15 protein-coding genes are annotated in these 16,672 nt (G+C 69.6%); 4 read left to right on the forward strand and 11 right to left on the reverse strand.

Features of this window, described 5'->3' with window-relative positions:
* Nucleotides 1-666 (reverse strand): cell division ATP-binding protein FtsE, encoded by a 666-nt coding sequence (gene ftsE / locus DKG75_RS07090; protein ID WP_109920397.1) that lies wholly within the window; start codon nucleotides 664-666, stop codon nucleotides 1-3.
* Nucleotides 667-843: 177 nt separating this feature from the next.
* On the opposite strand from ftsE, the gene DKG75_RS07095 reads away from it, so the two are divergent.
* Both DKG75_RS07095 and hpt read left to right on the forward strand, forming a co-directional pair.
* A complete protein-coding gene (locus DKG75_RS07095; RefSeq protein WP_109921049.1) occupies nucleotides 844-1,509 on the forward strand; it encodes a DUF3426 domain-containing protein in 666 nt (221 codons plus the stop codon).
* A complete protein-coding gene (gene hpt / locus DKG75_RS07100; RefSeq protein ID WP_109920398.1) occupies nucleotides 1,506-2,048 on the forward strand; it encodes a hypoxanthine phosphoribosyltransferase in 543 nt (180 codons plus the stop codon). Before DKG75_RS07095 ends, hpt begins: the two co-directional genes overlap by 4 nt.
* Nucleotides 2,049-2,067: 19 nt before the next feature.
* Here hpt and DKG75_RS07105 read toward each other — a convergent pair whose 3' ends face one another.
* Genes DKG75_RS07105 through argH form a run of 4 tightly spaced genes read right to left on the reverse strand, consistent with a single transcriptional unit; the run spans nucleotide 2,068 to nucleotide 7,436 of the window.
* Nucleotides 2,068-4,536, reverse strand: a complete 2,469-nt coding sequence (locus DKG75_RS07105; protein ID WP_109920399.1) for a TIGR02302 family protein — start codon at nucleotides 4,534-4,536, stop codon at nucleotides 2,068-2,070.
* A 1-nt stretch (nucleotide 4,537) separates the two neighbouring features.
* Entirely contained in the window at nucleotides 4,538-5,818 is a 1,281-nt protein-coding gene (gene lysA / locus DKG75_RS07110) for a diaminopimelate decarboxylase (RefSeq protein WP_109920400.1), read from the reverse strand.
* Between the two features lie 15 nt (nucleotides 5,819-5,833).
* A complete protein-coding gene (locus DKG75_RS22700; protein ID WP_133636925.1) occupies nucleotides 5,834-6,013 on the reverse strand; it encodes a hypothetical protein in 180 nt (59 codons plus the stop codon).
* Nucleotides 6,014-6,023: 10 nt separating this feature from the next.
* Nucleotides 6,024-7,436 carry an argininosuccinate lyase gene (gene argH, locus DKG75_RS07115; RefSeq protein ID WP_243746520.1) on the reverse strand — a complete coding sequence of 471 codons (1,413 nt, stop codon included), beginning with the start codon at nucleotides 7,434-7,436 and terminating at the stop codon, nucleotides 6,024-6,026.
* A gap of 54 nt (nucleotides 7,437-7,490) precedes the next feature.
* On the opposite strand from argH, the gene DKG75_RS07120 reads away from it, so the two are divergent.
* Entirely contained in the window at nucleotides 7,491-8,054 is a 564-nt protein-coding gene (locus tag DKG75_RS07120) for a TlpA family protein disulfide reductase (RefSeq protein ID WP_166646461.1), read from the forward strand.
* Here DKG75_RS07120 and DKG75_RS07125 read toward each other — a convergent pair whose 3' ends face one another.
* The 4 genes from DKG75_RS07125 to DKG75_RS07140 form a co-directional block, all read right to left on the reverse strand.
* Nucleotides 8,055-8,858, reverse strand: coding sequence for an undecaprenyl-diphosphate phosphatase (locus DKG75_RS07125; protein WP_109920401.1), 804 nt, complete (start codon nucleotides 8,856-8,858; stop codon nucleotides 8,055-8,057). It lies immediately after the preceding gene.
* A gap of 4 nt (nucleotides 8,859-8,862) precedes the next feature.
* The gene (corA, locus tag DKG75_RS07130; protein ID WP_109920402.1) at nucleotides 8,863-9,837 is read right to left on the reverse strand and encodes a magnesium/cobalt transporter CorA; all 975 of its coding nucleotides are present in this window, start codon (nucleotides 9,835-9,837) and stop codon (nucleotides 8,863-8,865) included.
* A 40-nt stretch (nucleotides 9,838-9,877) separates the two neighbouring features.
* Nucleotides 9,878-11,695: a potassium/proton antiporter gene (locus tag DKG75_RS07135; RefSeq protein WP_109920403.1), complete on the reverse strand. Its 1,818-nt coding sequence runs from the start codon at nucleotides 11,693-11,695 to the stop codon at nucleotides 9,878-9,880.
* 70 nt (nucleotides 11,696-11,765) lie between these two features.
* Nucleotides 11,766-12,665: a LysR family transcriptional regulator gene (locus DKG75_RS07140; protein ID WP_208112052.1), complete on the reverse strand. Its 900-nt coding sequence runs from the start codon at nucleotides 12,663-12,665 to the stop codon at nucleotides 11,766-11,768.
* A gap of 130 nt (nucleotides 12,666-12,795) precedes the next feature.
* Between DKG75_RS07140 and DKG75_RS07145 the strand changes: the two genes are divergently transcribed.
* Entirely contained in the window at nucleotides 12,796-14,295 is a 1,500-nt protein-coding gene (locus DKG75_RS07145) for a CoA-acylating methylmalonate-semialdehyde dehydrogenase (protein WP_109920405.1), read from the forward strand.
* A 56-nt stretch (nucleotides 14,296-14,351) separates the two neighbouring features.
* Here DKG75_RS07145 and DKG75_RS07150 read toward each other — a convergent pair whose 3' ends face one another.
* On the reverse strand, nucleotides 14,352-15,596 hold the full coding sequence (locus DKG75_RS07150; RefSeq protein WP_109920406.1) for an NAD(P)/FAD-dependent oxidoreductase: 1,245 nt from the start codon (nucleotides 15,594-15,596) through the stop codon (nucleotides 14,352-14,354).
* Between the two features lie 152 nt (nucleotides 15,597-15,748).
* Nucleotides 15,749-16,639 carry a type 1 glutamine amidotransferase gene (locus tag DKG75_RS07155; protein WP_243746519.1) on the reverse strand — a complete coding sequence of 297 codons (891 nt, stop codon included), beginning with the start codon at nucleotides 16,637-16,639 and terminating at the stop codon, nucleotides 15,749-15,751.
* Nucleotides 16,640-16,672 lie beyond the last annotated feature (33 nt).

Consider the following 16,672-nt stretch of genomic DNA (forward strand, 5'->3'; position numbering starts at 1 on the left):
TCAGCCGTGCCCGCCGAGCACCAGTTCGCCGCGGACGAGGCGCAGCACGGCGGCGCGGTGCCGCTCCATCATGGCGATATCGTGAGTAGCGATCAGGATCGTGGTGCCGATGCGGTTCAGTTCGAGGAAGAGATGCATCAGGCGGTCGCCCATGTCGGGATCGACGCTGCCGGTCGGCTCGTCGGCCAGGAGCAGGCGCGGGCGGGCGATGACGGCGCGGGCGATCGCCACCCGCTGCTGCTCGCCGCCGGACAATTCGGGCGGGGTGGCGCGGATGCGGTCGGCCAGCCCGACCCAGCCGAGCAATTCCTCGACATGGGCGCGGATATCCGGTTCGGGATTGCCGGCGACGCGCAGGGGCAGGGCGACATTGTCGAACACGCTCATATGGTCGATCAGGCGGAAATCCTGGTAGACGACGCCGATCTGCCGGCGCAGCGCCGGCATCGCCGGGCGCGGCAGGCGCGACAGATCCTGCCCCAGGATCTCGATCATGCCGCGCGAGGGCCGATGCGCGAGGAACATCAGCTTGAGCAGCGAGGACTTGCCCGCCCCGCTGGCCCCGGTCAGATAGGTGAAGGAACCGCGCGGCAGTTCGAAGGAGACGTCACGCAACACCTCCTGACCGACGCCATAGCGCATCCCGACATTGTCGAAGCGGACCATAGAGAAAGCCTGATCTTTGAAGCGGCACCATGGCATGAAGCGGCTGCCGAGGCCAACCCCCCACGATCATGCCCCTGGCCTGCCCCGGGAGGCGTGCGTCCATCGTCGTCAAAAGCTGGCAGCGCGCGGTAAGGTCGCCTATAAAGGCCGGATAGGCCCCGTCGACATTCGTTCCGCATGATCATCACCTGCCCATCCTGCAGCACAAGATACCTGCTGCCTCCGGCCGCGCTCAGCGCGTCGGGGCGGGACGTCCGCTGTGCGCGCTGCGGCCATGTCTGGTTCCAGGCGCCGCCCGCCGACCTGCCGCGCACCGTCGACCTGATCGAACCCCTGCGCCAGCACGGCGCGGGCGGTATCGCCGCCGCAGAACCCGTGCGCAACCTGCCGGGGCCCCCGCTGGCGCCGGCGCGCCATGGCGCCGCGCTCGGTTGGCTGCTGTTCATCGTCGTGCTGGCCGGCGGCCTCGGTGCCGCCGCGCTCTACCGCGACCGCATCGTCGAGGCCTGGCCGCCCTCGGGCAAATTGTTCGAACTGGTCGGCCTGCCGGTCACCGCCTACGGCCTCAGCCTGTCCGATCCGGTCAGCGAGCGCTCGACCGAGGGCAGCGCCGAAATCCTGACCGTTTCCGGCACCATCCAGTCGACCCTGGTGACCGCCCGGCCGGTGCCCCCGGTCTGGGTCAGCCTGACCGACGGCGGCGGCCGGGTGCTGCGCCGCGAACTGGCCGTCGCCGAGCCCGCCGTGCTGCCGGCTGGCGGCGAGGCCCGCTACAAGGTGCGCTTCGCCGCACCCCCCACCGAGGCGACAAGGGTCGCCGTGACCTTCGGAGAGACTCCATGACCCGGCCTGTGCCCAAGGGCAAGACCGTCCGCACCCTGTTCGACGCCGATGTCATCGACGCCCGCGTGAAGACGCTGGCCAAGGAAGTCGTGGCCAAGCTCGGCAAGGAATTCGTGGTCGTGCCCGTGCTGAAGGGCAGCTTCATGTTCGCCGCCGACCTGCTGCGCGCCCTTCACGCCGAAGGCGCCGAGGTCGAGGTCGATTTCGTCATCCTGTCGTCCTACGGCGACCGCACCACCAGTTCGGGGCAGGTCACGGTCCAGCGCGACATCAGCATCATCGTCCGCGACAAGCAGCTGCTGATCGTCGACGATATCCTCGAATCGGGCCGCACCCTGTCCTTCGCCAAGGACCTGATGGCGGCGCGCGGGGCCTCGGTCGAACTCTGCGTCCTGCTCGACAAGCCGAAGCGGCGCGAGAACAACCTCCAGGCCGATTTCGTCGGCTTCGAATGCCCGGAACGCTTCGTCGTCGGCTATGGCATGGATGTCGCCAACTGCTTCCGCGAACTGCCCTTCATCGGCGTGGTGGAGAACTGAGCGAGCCGGCCCGCGCGGGTCAGAAGCGTTCCAGCAGGCGGCGGATGTAATCCAGTTCGTCCTGGCTGCGGCTGCGGTCGCCGGCCCGGCGCTGCAATTCGTCGAGAATTTCGCGGACGCGCCTTGCCTCCGCCTCGGTCGGCACGCGGACGTCATCGCCCGAGCCGTAGTCGCGGCCGGGGCGCGGCCGGCCCAGGGGATCGCGCTCGCTGCCGGGCTGGCTGCTGCCGGCCCGGCCCTGGCCGCGCTCGATGCCCAGTTGCTGGGCCATCTGTTCGCCCAGCGCCTGCATGCCTTCGCGAAGTGCCGACAGGGCCTCGCCCTGGGCGGCGGCGGCGGCACCGGGGTTATTGCCTTCAAGCGCCTCGCGCGCCTGGTCCATGGCCCGTTCGGCCCGGGTCAGGGCATCCGGCAGGGGCAGGCCCGCCTCGTCCAGCTGGCGCAGCAAGTCGCCCAATTGCTGGCGCAGCCCTTCCTGGGATTCGGCCTGGCCGGACAGGTCGCCCGGCTGGCCTGATTGTCCGGGCTGGCCCTGGCCCGGTTGCTGCTGGCCTGATTGCTGTTGACCGGGGCGGCCGCGCTGGCCGGGCGTGCCGCCCTCGCGGCGCTGCTGTTCGGCGAAGGACTGGTCGCGCAGCTGGCCCTGCTCGCGCAGCATGTCGTTCAGCTGGTTCATGCCCTCGTTCAGGGCCTGGGCATCGCCGTTCTGCATCATGCCCTGCGCGGCCTGGAGGTTTTCCAGCATTTCCCGCAGGTTCTGCAGCATCTGGCGGGCGGCCTCGCGCGAACCGCTTTCGGCGGCGCGCTGGGCTTCGTCCAGCATGCGTTCGAGGTCGCGGCTGGTCATCATGTCGCCGCCCGGCAGGGGCTGGGCCTGATCGAAGCCGCGGCGCATCGCCTCTTCCGCCAGGGCCTGGAGATATTCGGCCATGGCCTGGCGCAATTCCTCCATCAGGCGGGCGATCTCGGCGTCGGAGGCGCCGGATTGCAGCGCCTCCTCCAGCGCGTCCTGGGCGGCGCGCAGGGCCGCCTGGGCATTGGGCACCCGGCCCTCGTCGAGGTCGAGGGCGATCTCCCACAGCAGGTCGACCACCTCGGCGTCCTTCGCCTTCTCGGCATTGCGGAACAGGGTGATCGCCGACAGGGTGAGGCCGAGATAGACCGGCATCCGCCCGCCATAGGCATCGATGCGCGCGGCGATGTCGCCAAGGGCCAGGGCCACCTGGCGCCGTTCCGCCGGCTTCGCCACCAGGCGCTTGCGCTGTTCGATGATGGCACGGGCCACCGGGTGGCGGAACTGGCGCTCGGGCAGGGTCACGATCACCGGCGCCGAATGGCCGGTCTGGTCCAGGGCATCGGTCGCGGTCAGTTCCAGGGTCACTTCGAGCCCGGCCCAGGGGTGAGCGGTCAGGTCGCGGAAGGTGACCGACTTCGCCTCGGGCCGCCCGGTCGCGCCGCCCAGCGGCACCACCAGGGGCTCGCCCCGGCCGGCGAGGCGGATGCTCAGCTGCACCCCGGCGACGCCGTAATCGTCGGTCGCCAGATAGGCGATGCGCAGCGCCTGCCGCTCGGTCGCCGAGGGCGGCGCGGCGAAGGCGACCGTCGGCGCCTTGTCCGCGAGCACTTCGAGCGGCCAGGACGCGATCTCCGACGTGCCGTCGAGGAAGCGCAGCCGGTCCCCGGCCCGAACCGGCACTTCGCCGGCGAAACTCCCGGTCTCGATCGCGTCGAGCGGCACGATGTCCTCGCCGAAGGCGACCCCGCCGCTGCCGACGCCGTGCAGCCGGGCCATGACGATGGAACCGGCGGCGATGCGCAGGGGCTGGCCCGGCGCCTGCCCCTGCTCGCCGAGATAGAGCGGCGGCAGGCGGGTATAGGCGGGCGGCGTGATCCAGGCTGTGTAACCGGCGGCATCGCCGGCGGCGCCCGCCGCCGGCTTGCCGAAGTGCGGCACCAGGGCGTCGCGCAGCCGTTCCGGCGCCTCGGGCCCGGCGGCGATGCCGGTGACGACCAGGGCGAGGACGACCAGGGCGCGCAGGGCCCAGGGGTCGTGCCGCGCCACCACCGGGCGCGGCCCGTGCAGGCGCAGGCGCGCGGCGGCCTGCGCGGCGCGTTCCCGGTGGGCCTGCCACAGGGCCTCCGCCACCGGGTCCGGCCCGCTGCCGGACAAGGTATCTTCCAGGGTTTCGAGCGCCCGGTGCGGCACCGCATTGTCGGTTTCCAGCCGGCGCCGGGCCAGCGGTTCGGCCGGCAGGCGCAGCGCCGCCGGCACGCGCCGCCAGCCGAGCACCAGGGCCAGCCCGAACAGGCCGAGCAGGACGGCATGCAGCGTGCCCGGCAGCAGGCCGAAGACGCCGCCGAGGGCGAGTGCCAGGAACAGGCCGACGACCCCGAGCCCCGGCAGCAGCGCCGGCAGCAGCGCCTCCGCCGCCAGCGCCAGCCGCGTCGCGGTCAGGCGCCGCCGCAAGGGAAGGGGATCGTCCGCCATCTCAGGCGGTTCCGCCGTCGAGCCAGGGCGGCAGGCGGTCGAGGCCGATGATCCGCTCCGCCGGCACGCGCTCGCGCACCACGGCGAAATGCTCGCCGTTCACGAGCACTTCGGGGATCAGGGCGCGGGTGTTGTAGGTCGAGGCCATGACCGCGCCATAGGCGCCGGCCGACAGCACGGCGACCAGATCGCCCTGGGCCAGCGGCGTGAGGGGGCGGTCCTGGGCGATGAAATCGCCGGTCTCGCACACCGGGCCGACGAGGTCGACCGGCGCGACCGGAGCGTCCGGCGCCGGCGCCGCCACCGGCAGGATGCCGTGGTAAGCCTCGTAGAGGGTCGGTCGGAGCAGATCGTTCATGGCCGCATCCACGATCACGAAAGTCTTCGCCGTCGCCTTCTTCACGTAGAGCACCCGGGTGACCAGCACCCCGGCATTGCCGACGATCAGGCGGCCCGGCTCCAGGATGATGCCACAGCCGAGATGGCCCGTCGTCCTCTTTACGATGTCGGCGTAATGCTCGGGCGCGGGCGGCACCAGCCGGTTTTCCTCGTAAGGAATGCCGAGCCCGCCGCCGAGGTCGAGGCGGTCGATCTTGTGGCCGTCGGCGCGCAGCGCGAGGACCAGTTCCGCGACCTTGCGGAAGGCGGCCTCGAAGGGTTCGAGCGCGGTCAATTGGCTGCCGATATGGACGTCGACGCCGACCACCTTCACCCCCGGCAGGGCGGCGGCCCTGGCATAGACCGAGCGGACCTTTTCCCAGGCGATGCCGAACTTGTTCTCGGCCTTGCCGGTCGAGATCTTGGCATGGGTCTTGGCGTCCACGTCCGGGTTCACGCGGATGGTGACGGGCGCGACGGCGCCCTTGGCGACCGCGACCGCGGACAATTGTTCGAGTTCGGGTTCCGATTCGACATTGAACTGGTGGATGCCGGCCTCGAGCGCCAGGGCCATTTCCGCCGGGGTCTTGCCGACGCCGGAAAAGACGATGCGCGCGGCCGGGATGCCGGCGGCCAGGGCGCGCTGCAATTCCCCGCCCGAGACGACGTCGGCCCCGGCGCCCAGCCGGGCCAGGGTGGCGATCACCGCCTGGTTGGCATTGGCCTTCAGGGCATAGCAGACCAGGGCCTTCTGGTCGGCGAAGGCATCGGCGAAGACGCGGTAATGGCGTTCCAGCGTCGCCGTCGAGTAACAGTAGAAGGGCGTGCCGACGGCGGCGGCGATCGCTTCGATCGAGACCCCTTCGGCGCAGAGCCGGCCGTCGCGATATTCGAAATGGTTCATGGGGCGGGCGGTCTCTCAGTAGATCGGCTGCGGCTTCGATTGGGAATTGCGGCTTTCGGGCACGCCCATCTGGTTCGGGTGCACCGTCTCGGGCATAGACACGACGTCGCCGGTGCCCGGGCGCATGGGATCGCCCCGCTTGCCGCAGGCGGCCAGGGCCAGGACCATCAGGGTGCACAAAAGAACTGTCCGCATGATCCCGTCCTCAAAGCCCAAGGCGCGTGCGCGCCGCCGCGATCTGAAGGCGCACGCCCGAAGGCGCGGTGCCGCCGAAGCTGACCCGGCTCGCCACCGAATTGTCCACCGAAAGGACGTCGAAAACCGCCGCCGTGATCCGCGGCTCGATCCCCTGCATGTCGGCAAGGCTGAGAGCGTCGAGATCGATGCCCCGGGTCTCGGCCAGTTTCACGATCCGGCCGGTGACGTGATGGGCCTCGCGGAAGGGCATGTTCAGGGCCCGCACCAGCCAGTCGGCGAGATCGGTCGCGGTCGAGAAGCCGGTGCCGGCGGCGGCCTTCAGGACCGGCGCGTTCGGCGTCATGTCCCTGACCATGCCGGCCATGGCGGCGACCACCAGTTCGATCGCTTCGGCGGCCTCGAAGGTCGGTTCCTTGTCTTCCTGCATGTCCTTGGCATAGGCGAGCGGCAGGCCCTTCATGACGATGAGGAGGGCGTTCAGCGCGCCGATCACGCGCCCGACCTTGGCCCGGGACAGTTCCGCCGCGTCCGGGTTCCGCTTCTGCGGCATGATCGAGGAGCCGGTGGTGAAAGCGTCGGTCAGGGTGATGAAACGGAACTGGGCGCTGGTCCAGATCACGATTTCTTCCGCCAGGCGCGACAGATGCACGCCGAGGATCGAGGCCGCGGCCAGATATTCGAGGGCGAAATCGCGCGACGACACGCTGTCCAGCGAATTGGCCGTCGGCCGGTCGAAGCCGAGGGCGGCGGCGGTCGCGAAACGGTCGATCGGGAAGGAGGTGCCGGCCAGCGCGGCGGCGCCCAGCGGGCATTCGTTCAGCCGCGCGCGGGCATCGCGCAGGCGGCCGATGTCGCGTTCCAGCATGGCGACATAGGCCATCAGGTGATGGCCGAAGGTGATCGGCTGGGCGACCTGGAGATGGGTGAAGCCCGGCATCACCACATCGGCGTGCGTCTCCGCCTGGTCCAGCAGGGCGGCGACCAGATCGGTGGCCTGGCCGCTCAGCCGGTCGGCGGCATCGCGCACCCAGAGGCGGAAATCGGTCGCCACCTGGTCGTTCCGCGAGCGCGCGGTGTGCAGGCGGCCGGCGGCGGGGCCGATCAGCTCGGCCAGGCGGGCCTCGACATTCAGGTGAATGTCTTCCCGGTCGCGGCGGAACTCGAAGCGGCCCTCGTCGATCTCGGCCTTGACGGCGTCGAGGCCGGCCTGGATCTTTTCGCCGTCGTCGCTTGCAATGATGCCCTGGGCGACCAACATGGCCGCATGGGCCTTGGAGCCGGCGATATCCTGGGCATGGAGCTTGCGGTCGAAATCGATCGAGGCATTGATGCGCTCCATGATTTCGGCGGGGCCGCGCTCGAAGCGGCCGCCCCACATCTGGTTCGAGGACGTCTTGCTGTCGTTCTGGTCGTTGGACATCGATACTACTTGGTCTGTTGGAACGGTCGGCACACCATCGGGGAGTTGGATGACATGAAGCTGGTGCCGGTTCTCGCGATGTTGGCCGCCGCTGCCGTGATCGCCGGGGCGGTTGTCGCCTTCGGGCCGGGAGCGCTCGAGACGCGGGCCGCGCAGACGACAGGGATCGCCAACTTTAGCCCGAGCGACGCCCCGACGCCAGCACCGGCAACAGGTTTCGCGAATGCCGAGGGCGGCACCGTCACCCTGGCCGACTTCAAGGGCAAGGTGCTGGTGGTGAATTTCTGGGCCACCTGGTGCGCGCCCTGCATCGAGGAATTGCCCGCCCTCGCGCGCCTGAACGAAGCCTTGGCGCCGGAAAATGTGGCGGTCCTGGCGCTTTCCGTCGACCGGCTGGAGAACGCCCGGATCCGGAGCTTCCTCGACGCCAATGGCGCCGCCGCCCTCGCGCTCTACAAGGACGAGGGGATGGCGCTGGCCCGCGAGTTCAAGGTGCGCGGCCTGCCGACCACGGTGGTGATCGATGCCGAGGGCCGGGTGCGCGGCCAATTGGTCGGCCCCGCGGCCTGGGATTCCGAATCGGCCCTCGCCCTGGTCCGGTCCTTCAAGGGCCCCTGATCAGCGCAGCGCCAGCCAGACGATGACGCCGGTGCCCGCCGCGATCCGGTACCAGGCGAAGGGCGCGAAGCCGTGGCGCTCGATGAAGCCGACCGCCGCCTTGACCACCAGGGCGGCGACGACGAAGGCGATGGCGAAGCCGATGGCGATGGCCAGCGCGCCGGTCTGGGTCAGGCCGTCCGCGGTCTTGTAGAGATCGTAGCCGGTGGCGGCGACCATGGTCGGAATCGCCAGGAAGAAGGAATATTCCGCCGCCGCCTTGCGGCTGAGGCCGAAGCCGAGGCCGCCCATGATGGTGGCGCCCGAGCGCGAGACCCCGGGGATCATGGCCAGGCACTGCACGATCCCGATCCCGAGGGCGACGGGCGGCGTCATCTCGTCGACGCTGCCGATGCGCGGGCGGTCGAACAGCCGTTCCAGCACCAGGATGACGATGCCGCCGGCGATCAGGGCGACGGCGACGGTCAGCGGGCTTTCGAGCAGGACCGACTTGATGAACTTATAGGCCAGCAGGCCGACCACCGCCGCCGGCAGGAAGCCGACCAGGACGTTGACGGCGAAGCGCCATGCCCGCGGCTCGCGCCGCACGAGGCCGACCGTCGTTTCCGCCAGCCGGCGGTGATAGACGGTGCAGACGGCGAGAATGGCGCCGAGCTGGATCGCGATCAGGAAGGCGGCGGGCAGTTCGACCCCGAGCATTTCCTTGAGCACGATCAGGTGCCCGGTGGAGGAGACCGGCAGGAATTCGGTCAATCCCTCCAGCGTGCCGATCAGCACGACGGAGAGCAGCAGGAACAGGTCCATCGGATTACAGCCAGCCCTTGCGCTTGAAGTAGAGGTAAGGCAGCACGGCGGAGACGACCATCAGCACGATGGCCATGGGATAGCCGTAGTCCCATTTCAATTCCGGCATGAGATCGAAATTCATGCCGTAGATCGAGGCCATCAGGGTCGGCGGCAGGAACACGGTGGCGGCGACCGACAGGATCTTGATCACCCGCGTCTGTTCGATGTTGATCATGCCGAGCGTCGCGTCGAGCAGGAAGTTCACCTTCTGCGCCAGCGCCGAGGCATGTTCCGCGATCGAGCGGATGTCGCGGGCCATGGTCTTCAGGCGGGCGCGGTATTCCTTCTTCACCTCGGGCGTCAGCACCTGGGTCAGGAAGGTGACGACGCGCTCGATCGAGGCGAGGCTTTCCCTGACCTTGCCGGTCAGGTCGTCGAAGCGGCCGAGCGAGCGCAGCGCCCCTTCGAGGTCGGCGGCTTCGTCGCCCTTCCTGGTCCGGGCGCGGAAGACGTCGCGCGACAGCCCGTCCATCTCGACCGCGACATTCTCGAGGACGTCCGCCGCCCGGTCGATGATCGCCTCGATCAGGCCGGCGAGCGCCGTCTCGCCGCTTTCGCACTGGCCGGGCAGCTTCAGGGCCTTGGTGGCATAGATCGAAAAGGCCAGCGGATCGCTGTAGCGCAGGCTGACCAGGACGTGATTGGCCATGACGAAGGTGATCGCGCCCGCCTCCGCCGTCGGGGTGTCGGCCTTGGAGACCACGGTCGCGGTCATGAAGCGGGCACCGTCGACTTCATAGAGGCGGGACGAGGCTTCGATCTCGCGCATCTCGGCCCTGGTCGGCAGGTCGAGGCCGAGCAGGGCTTCGAGGGAATGTTCCTCGTCCGTCGTCGGCTCGAAGATATCGGCCCAGACCAGGCGTTCCGGCAGGGCGTCGCCCAGGGTCCAGGGCGTCTTCACCAGGCGGCCGTCGACGAAATGGTAGAGGGTCACCATGGCCGTCTCTCCTCCGCAGCGCCCGGTTCAGCGGCCCCTTTTAGGCGCCGCGCTGCCATACCGCAAGCCGGCGCATGCCCTGCACCCCGCGCCGGACCAGCGCCGCCGTGCGCGGGCCGATCAGGCGGGCGATGGTCGGGCGGTCCGCGTCGGGTTCGAGGGCGAGGCCGACGCTGTCCACCGCGCCCGCATCGTCGAGGCCGCGCACCACCAGTTCGACCGGGCCATAGGCCAGGCGGTCGCCCGGCACCGGCTGGCCGCCGAAGGCCGCGGCCAGCACGCCGGCGATGGTCCTGCCCCGGTCCTGGGGTTTCAGGTCGATGCCGTAGAGACGGCAGAAATCGTCGATCGCCTGATCGGCCTCGACCGGGAATTCGCCGGCGGCGGCGACCGCGCCCTCGTGCCGGCGCCGGCTGGCGAAGATGCGGTCGAGGGTCAGGATCTGTTCCGGGTCGGCGATGACCAGGACGTAATCCTTGGGCGCCAGCCGGTCCAGTGCCTCGGCCGTGACCACGGTGCCGGCGCGCAGCACGGTCAGCACCGTCGCCCCCTCGGGCAGGACGAGGCGGGCGAACGGCAGGTCGAGCACGCTGGAGCCCGGCAGCACCCGATAGCCGACGATGTCGCGCTGGGCGCCCAGGGGCACGTCGACGTCGCGCCGGTCGGCATGGGCCTTCGACGGCGGCAGGGCGAGGTTGAGGAAGCGGGCGGCGGGCGCCACCGTCCAGCCCTGAAGTGCCAGGGAGGTCAGGACGACGACGAAGGCGACGCCGAACAGCGCCTCCGCCCCCGGCATGTTCTCGATGATGGCGGGCAGGGCGAGATAGATCGGCACCGCCCCGCGCAGGCCCACCCAGGCGGCGAAGGCTCTCTCCCGCATCGAGAAGCGGAACGGCCAGAGGCAGAGGAAGACCGCCAGCGGCCGCGCCACCACCATCAGGACGCAGGCGACGCCGAGGGCGGGCAGCAGAACCGGCAGCAGCTTGGTCGGCGTCACCAGGAGGCCGAGGGTGAGCAGCATGGCGATCTGCGCCAGCCAGGCGATGCCGTCGTGGAAGCGGAGGATGAACTGGCTGGCCCGGTGCCGCTCGTTGCCGAGGACGAAGCCGGCGACATAGACGGCGAGGAAGCCCGAGGCTCCGATCAGCTGGGTCCCGGCGAAGACGGTCAGGGCCGACATGACGACCATCACCGGATAGAGGCCGGCGGCGACTTCCAGCCGGTTGACCAGGAACACCATGGCCCGCCCGCCGGCCCAGCCGATCAGCGCGCCGCCGCCGATCTCGAAGACGAAGGACAGCGCGCCGGAACCGAGCGAGACGCCGCTTCCCGCCACCATCTCGATCGCCAGCAGGGCGAGGAAGATCGCCATCGGGTCGTTCAGGCCCGATTCGACCTCGAGGGTGGAGGCGACGCGCCGGGCGATGTCGAGCTTCTGCAGGCGCAGCAGGAAGAAGACGGCGGCGGCATCGGTCGAGGCGACGATGGCGCCGATCAGCAGGGCGCCCGCCGGCGGCGTGCCGAACATGGCCCAGGCGGCCACGGCGACGATGCCGGCGGTGATCGCCACGCCCACGGTCGCCAGCACCAGGGACGGCAGGCCGGCGACGGCGATGGTGCTGCGCTGGGTGCGCAGGCCGCCGTCGAACAGGATGACGGCAAGCGAGACCGAGCAGACGAAATAGGCACCCGAGACATCGTTGTAGCGGATGCCGAGGCCGTCCTCGCCCGCCAGCATGCCGAGGCCGAGAAAGACGAGCAGGACCGGCGCCCCGAGACGGGAGGAGACGCGTCCGGCGACGATGGCGAAGACACCCATCAGGGCGCCGATGAGGATGATCTGATAGGTGAGACTCATGTCCGCACTCGGTAAGCGCCCCTACTGTAACGGACCGCAGGCATCCGATGCAGCGATTGGAGTCATCGGATTATGGCATGAAGAGGTCGCGCGCCTTGCGGGTCTCCTCGACCACGAAGCGGCTGACCGCGCGGATCCGCGGCAGGTCCTTGAGGTCGGAATGGGTCAGCAGGTACAGGGTGCGGACCAGGGCCACCACCCCGGGCAGCACCGGCACCAGGCCGGGCTCCGCCGCCGCCGCGAAATGGGGCAGGACGCAAAGCCCGAAGCCCGAGCGCGCGGCCTGCAACTGGGCGACCAGCCCCGCGCTGCGCAGGCCGGCCCGGATGCCGGGGTGGATCTCGGCCAGATAGTCGAGTTCGGGGGTATAGAGCAGGTCGTCGATATAGCCGATGAAACTGTGGTAGGGCAGGTCCTCCACCTGGGTCGGGGTGCCGCGCCGCGCCAGATAGGCGTCCGAGCCGTAAAGGCCCAGCCGGTAGTCCGTCAGCTTCGAGGCGACCAGCCGGCCGGAGCGGGGCGGCGACAGGCTGATGGCGAGATCGGCCTCGCGCTTGGACAGGCTGAAGACCCGGGGCATGGCCACCAGCTGGAGTTCCAGCCCCGGGTGCAGGCCGATCAGCCGGCCCAGGCGCCCGGCCAGGAACAGGGTGCCGAAACCGTCCGGCGCGCCGATCCGGACCGCGCCCGAGATCTGGGTATCGACCCCTGAAATCTGGTCGAGGGCGCCGAGCGCCGCCGTCTCCATCTGTTCCGCGGCCCCGACCAGGGTGACGCCCCGGTCCGTCAGGTCGTAGCCGGTCGGGCCGCGGTCGACGAGGCGGGCGCCCAGCGCCTCCTCGAGCACGCCGATGCGGCGGATCACGGTGGAGTGATCTACCCCCAGCCGTTTCGCCGCCAGCGAGACCCGGCCGGCGCGGGCGACGGCCAGGAGATAGCGCAGGTCGTCCCAATCCAGCCGTCCGGTCATCGACATGCCTGCATGAATGCGGCCTCCACCCCTCTGCGTTTCCGCACAATGATCCTGCGGCAACGCTTGTGGAAGTGGAAAGCGGCCTGTGCCAGTTTGCGCGGCGAAGAATTCACCTCGGGGAAACGCCATGGCGACGCATCTCACGCACCTCATCGACGGCCAGCACCTTCCGGGGCAGAGCGGTCGCTTCCAGGACGTCTACAACCCGACGCTCGGCGAAGTGATCCGCAAGGCCCCGCTGGCGACCAAGGAAGAAGTCGAGGCGGCGATCGCGTCGGCCGAAGCCGCCTTCCCGGCCTGGGCGGCGCAGAACCCGCAGAAGCGCGCCCGCGTCATGTTCAAGTTCAAGGAACTGGTCGAGCGCGAGATGGACAGCCTCGCCCGCCTGCTGTCCGAAGAACACGGCAAGGTGATCTCGGACGCCAAGGGCGACATCCAGCGCGGCCTTGAAGTGATCGAATTCGCCTGCGGCATCCCGCACCTCCTGAAGGGCGACTTCACCGAAGGCGCCGGCCCCGGCATCGACATGTATTCGATGCGCCAGCCGCTGGGCGTCGTTGCCGGCATCACGCCGTTCAACTTCCCGGCCATGATCCCGATGTGGATGTTCGGCGTCGCCATCGCCTGCGGCAATACCTTCGTCTGCAAGCCCTCGGAAAAGGACCCGTCGGTGCCGCTGCGCCTGGCCGAACTGTTCCTCGAGGCGGGCGGGCCCAAGGGCGTGCTGAACGTCGTGATCGGCGACAAGGTCGCGGTCGACACCATCCTGACCGACCCGCGGATCCAGGCCGTTTCCTTCGTCGGCTCGACCAATATCGCCTCCTACGTCTATGCGACGGGCACCGCCAACGGCAAGCGCGTGCAGGCCATGGGCGGCGCCAAGAACCACATGATCATCATGCCGGATGCCGACCTCGACCAGGTGGCGGACGCGCTGATCGGCGCCGGCTACGGCTCGGCCGGCGAGCGCTGCATGGCGATCTCGGTCGCGGTGCCGGTGGGCGAGGAAGTCGCCGACAAGCTGGTCGAAAAGCTGATCCCGCGGGTCGAAGCCCTGAAGGTCGGCCCCAGCTTCGACCCGACTTCGGACTACGGCCCGGTGGTTTCGGCCGAACATCTGGCCAAGGTGAAGGGCTATATCGACCTCGGCGTCCAGGAAGGCGCCAAGCTGCTGGTCGACGGCCGCGACTTCAAGCTCCAGGGCTATGAGCAGGGCTATTTCCTGGGCGGTTCGCTGTTCGACCATGTGACGCCGGACATGCGCTCCTACAAGGACGAGATCTTCGGCCCGGTGCTCCAGATCGTCCGCGCCAAGGATTTCGAAGAGGCGATCTCGCTGCCGACCAAGCACACCTACGGCAACGGCGTCGCCATCTATACCCGCGACGGCGATGCGGCGCGCGATTTCGCCAGCCGGGTCCAGGTCGGCATGGTCGGCATCAACGTGCCGATCCCGGTGCCGCTGGCCTATCACTCCTTCGGCGGCTGGAAGCGCTCGGCTTTCGGCGACACCAACCAGCACGGCACCGAGGGCGTGAAATTCTTCACCAAGGTCAAGACCGTGACCAGCCGCTGGCCGACGGGCATCCGCTCGGGCGCGGAATTCTCGATCCCGACGATGAAGTAAGCCGCAAAGCGGAGGAGACGGGGCGCCGGGGCCGGAAGGTCCGGCGCCCCTTTTTTTTAGAAGCGGGCGGGGCTATAGGGCGCCGGGTCGATGAAGGGCGTCTGGCCCGTCATCATTTCCGCCAGCAGGCGGCCGCTGACGGGGCCAAGGGTCAGGCCGTGGTGGTTGTGGCCGAAGGCGAACCACAGGCTCTTGTGGCGGGGGGCCTGGCCGATCACCGGCTTCATGTCGGGCATGCAGGGGCGCCGGCCCAGCCAGGGCTCGGCCTCGGTCCGTTCGCCCAGGGGGAACAGGGTCTTGGCCGCCGGTTCCGCCCGTTCCAGCTGGATGGGGCTGGGCGGCGCGTCGCGGTCGGCGAATTCGACCCCGGTGGTCAGGCGCAGGGCATGGGCCATGGGCGCCAGCAGGAAACCCTTGTCGACATCGAGCAGGGTGTGGTTCAGCACCGCATTGCCGGCCGGCCGGTAATGCCGGTGATACCCGCGCTTCACCGCCAGCGGGAAGCGATAGCCGAGGTCGCGGAAGACGTCGTCCGACCAGGGGCCGAGGGCGATCACCGCCTGGTCCGCCTCGCCGATGCCGTCCGCCGTCTTGAAGCGCCAGCCGCCGGGGGCGGCTTCCAGGCTGCGGGCGTCGCCGGTGGCGAGGCGGCCGCCGCGCGCGACGAAGAGCGCGGCGTATCCCTTGACGAGATCGCCCGGGTCGCGGATCGAGGCCGGGTCCAGCCAATGGATGCCGCCGACCGCGACATCGGCGAGATGGGGCTCGCGCGCCTTCAATTGTTCGGCGGACAGGACGTCGTAGCGGAGGCCATGGGGGGCATAGACGTCCGCCGCCTCGGCGATCGCCTTGCGGTGGCTCGCCTCCTTGCGGAAGACTTCGATCCAGCCGATCTCGTGGATCAGGTGGCCGAGGCCGGCCTCGGCGATCAGGGCCTTGTGCTCGCTCAGGCTGTTCTGGATCAGGGGCAGGAGTTCGGCCGAGATCCGCTTCAGGCGGGCGGGGGCCGAATTGTACCAGAAGCGGATCAGCCAGGGCGCCACCTTCGGCGCGAACAGCGGATCGTAGCGGGCGTCGATATTGTGGTTCAGGGCATAGCGGGCCAGCACGAGCAGGTCGCGCGGGAAGGAATAGGGCACGACGCTGGCGCGCTCGATCAGGCCGGCATTGCCGTAGGAGGTTTCCTCTCCCGGGCCGCGGCGGTCGAGCAGGGTGACGGAACGCCCCCGTGCCTGGAGATGCAGCGCGACCGAAACCCCGACGATACCGGCGCCGAGAACGACGACATCCGACCTGCTCATCAACCGGAAACCCCTGTCAGCCTGCACCCTTCGTCATCATAGCCGGCTTTTCCCGGCCGGCGGAAGGCGGGCTTCCGGCATGCGGGCAATCGATTTCCTGCATGGAAACAATGCTTCCCGGAATGGTTCCAGGGTTCAGGCCCGCGCCCCCCTCAAGGGTTTTTAAATAGGGCGGTTTCCGCTTTACCGGAAACCGCCCTGGCCGGGCGCACCAGATGCGCCAGCCAATTGCCGATCTCGCGGTTGCGGGCGGCGGGGTCGAGCACTTCGCCGTCGACGCCCAGGCGCCAGGCGAGCGCGGTGTCGCCCGGGGCGGCGTCCAGGGCGTCGTATTGGGCGATCACCGCCTGCAATTCCGCCGCGTCGTGAACGAAGCCGCCGGTCACCATGACCGGGCCATAGCGGCGCATGACCGCCGCGATCTCGCGGAATGTATATTCGGGGTGATATTGAACGCCCCAGAACACGCCGTTGCCGTGGCGGATCTCGGCCGCCTGGACATCGCTGACCGCATTGCCGGCGAGGACGGTCATGCCCGCCGGCATCGTCTCCACCTCGTCGAGATGGACGCAGATGGCGTCATAGGCGGCGGGGCGGCCGGCCAGCAGGGGGTGGTCGCGGCCGGCCGCGGTCGGCACGATGCGCCGGGCGATGCCGATCTCGCGGCCCTTGGGGTTGGCGCGCACGGTGCCGCCGGCGGCGACCGTCGCCACCTGCAAGCCCCAGCACGAGCCGAACATGGGCGTGCCGGCCTGGAATGCATCGCGGACCAGCGCCACCTGGGGCTCGATCGCCGGGCCGCCGTCATAGATGTTCAGGGCCGAGCCGGTGATGGCGACGCCGTCATAGGCGGCGAGATCGGCGACACCCGGCAGGTTGCTGCCCGGATCGGCGGGATAGCAGATGTCGACCGTGGCGTCCGGCGCCAGCCGGCGCAGCAGGTCGGCATAGGACAGGCCCGCCGCCGTCCCGCCGGAAGCGATCGCCCGTTCGCGCGCCGCCGCCACATTGCCCTCGACCACCAGAAGCCGCAGACCGCTCACCGCCATCTCCATCGCCCGTCTCGTCCGGTCAAA

It is taken from the genome of Zavarzinia compransoris (assembly GCF_003173055.1).
In the GTDB taxonomy this organism is placed as follows: domain Bacteria; phylum Pseudomonadota; class Alphaproteobacteria; order Zavarziniales; family Zavarziniaceae; genus Zavarzinia; species Zavarzinia compransoris.